This window comes from Amycolatopsis sp., from assembly GCF_036008905.1.
Classification (GTDB): Bacteria; Actinomycetota; Actinomycetes; order Mycobacteriales; family Pseudonocardiaceae; genus Amycolatopsis.
In genome coordinates, this window is sequence record NZ_DASYMU010000055.1 from 1 (window position 1) to 1,524 (window position 1,524).

The 1,524-nt window shown below is 68.8% G+C and carries 4 protein-coding genes and 1 pseudogene; 3 read left to right on the forward strand and 2 right to left on the reverse strand.

Going from position 1 to position 1,524, the window contains the following annotated elements:
• Positions 1 to 214 (forward strand): annotated as a pseudogene (locus VGP60_RS11145) (hypothetical protein); the annotation flags it as partial.
• 24 nt (positions 215 to 238) lie between these two features.
• On the opposite strand, the gene VGP60_RS11150 reads toward VGP60_RS11145, so the two are convergent.
• Positions 239 to 529: a hypothetical protein gene (locus tag VGP60_RS11150; RefSeq protein WP_327547861.1), complete on the reverse strand. Its 291-nt coding sequence runs from the start codon at positions 527 to 529 to the stop codon at positions 239 to 241.
• Positions 530 to 798: 269 nt separating this feature from the next.
• Positions 799 to 1,062: a hypothetical protein gene (locus VGP60_RS11155; protein WP_327547862.1), complete on the reverse strand. Its 264-nt coding sequence runs from the start codon at positions 1,060 to 1,062 to the stop codon at positions 799 to 801.
• A gap of 58 nt (positions 1,063 to 1,120) precedes the next feature.
• Here VGP60_RS11155 and VGP60_RS11160 point away from each other — a divergent pair, with 58 nt between their 5' ends.
• Both VGP60_RS11160 and VGP60_RS11165 read left to right on the forward strand, forming a co-directional pair.
• Positions 1,121 to 1,255, forward strand: a complete 135-nt coding sequence (locus VGP60_RS11160) for a hypothetical protein (protein ID WP_327547863.1) — start codon at positions 1,121 to 1,123, stop codon at positions 1,253 to 1,255.
• A 48-nt stretch (positions 1,256 to 1,303) separates the two neighbouring features.
• Positions 1,304 to 1,524, forward strand: a 221-nt coding sequence (locus VGP60_RS11165; protein WP_327547864.1) for a hypothetical protein, incomplete at its 3' end; no start/stop codon positions are given.

Sequence of the window (1,524 nt, forward strand, 5' to 3'; positions counted from 1 at the left end):
CGAGCTCGTCGACGGCGGCCCGGGCGAACTCTCCCTTGATCGGGCACTGGGCATCCATGACACCGGTCCGGGATGGGCGTACGGCGCGCTTGCTACCGGAGCTGCCGCCTCCGCACTGACCGTCGAACTCGGACGTCGCACCGCCCGCAAAGCTGTCGGAGAAGGCCCGACCTCCGTGCCGAATACCGCCGGCGATCCGGTCACGGCCGACTAAAAATGCCATCCCCCTACCAGTTGTTCAGTTTCCGGTCGCCCTGGCGGGACAACCGATGGCGCGACCTGTCGGCGCCGGCGATCCGGTCTCGCCCCGAGCGATCAGCCACTGCGCGAGGTGACGGCCCAGCCCACCGGCGTTCTCCACCGCCCACCGGCGCTCGGTGAACCGCTTCGCCCAGCTCAGCAGAGGGCGGTACTCCGGCAGCGTGGCCTCGACCCGCACCGTCTCCACCGCCCGGTGCGAGTTCGCATCCAATGCCGCGGCGGTGTGGCTGGACTTGTGCGGCTCAACCCAATCACGATCACCGAGCAACGTTCCTTCCTCGAGAAGTGGGAGAGGGGCTGCGGTCGACATTCCGACTTCCGGCTCGTGACACGCACACCTCTGTTGAGTCAGACCGCGGCCGGCGCCGTGCCAGGCCACAAACCTCCGGCGAACCAGCCCGGAACGGGCGCGCCCCTACGCAAACTCCACACAGGCTGACACGCGACGCTGCACGCGGGCCTTCAGACACGCCTGCTCGTCGTGCAACGTCCCTGGCCGGCTTGGAAGAACCGGCCGAGAATGCCCTACTGCGGCGGCTACTCGGCGCCGACGACCGTGAAGTCCTGGTTGACGAAGATGTGGTGCGGCCAGTTGACGCCGACGTTGTGGGCCTCGTACTCGCCGCTGCTCAGCTGCACAACACGGTCGACGACGCCCCCGGGGTAGGCGGCCAGCGCAGCTTCCGTTGCCTTGTTCGCTGTGGTCCCGCTGACGATCGTGCCCGCCCCCTCCGTGTAGTTCGCCGGGATCTGACCGACCTGCTTCGACGCGCTCGGTGCACCGCGCTGGAATGGGACCACCCCTGCCGCCGCGGAAGTCGCAGATCCGCCGTCGCCATTCGGTTGCACGGTGACCTGCGTGGCCGTGATGGTCGTTCCGCTGGCCGTCCCGAGTACGAGGACGCTGTTGCCTGTTGTGATGGCACTCGCCGAGGTCGAGGTCGTCCCGTTCTGGAACGTCGTAGAGGGCGCCTCGTTGACGGTCACCGTCTGACCCCCTGTTGTCGACATCGTGAAGCTCGACGTGGACACGCTGCCGACCGTGCCGACTGCTCCCCCGTCGGCCGGTCCGGACCGAGCGTTGGATCCCGCGCCGCCGGATCCGGGAGCGCCGCCGGGCATGCCGTGCCCTGCTGGTGCCGAGGCGGACGAGGCTGCCGTCGAGGGCGACGTGGCTGTCGCCGAGGGGGACGTGGCGCAGGCGGCGGAAAGCCCGATCACCGCACACGCGAGCGCAGGGGCCACAATCCATCCACTTCTTCT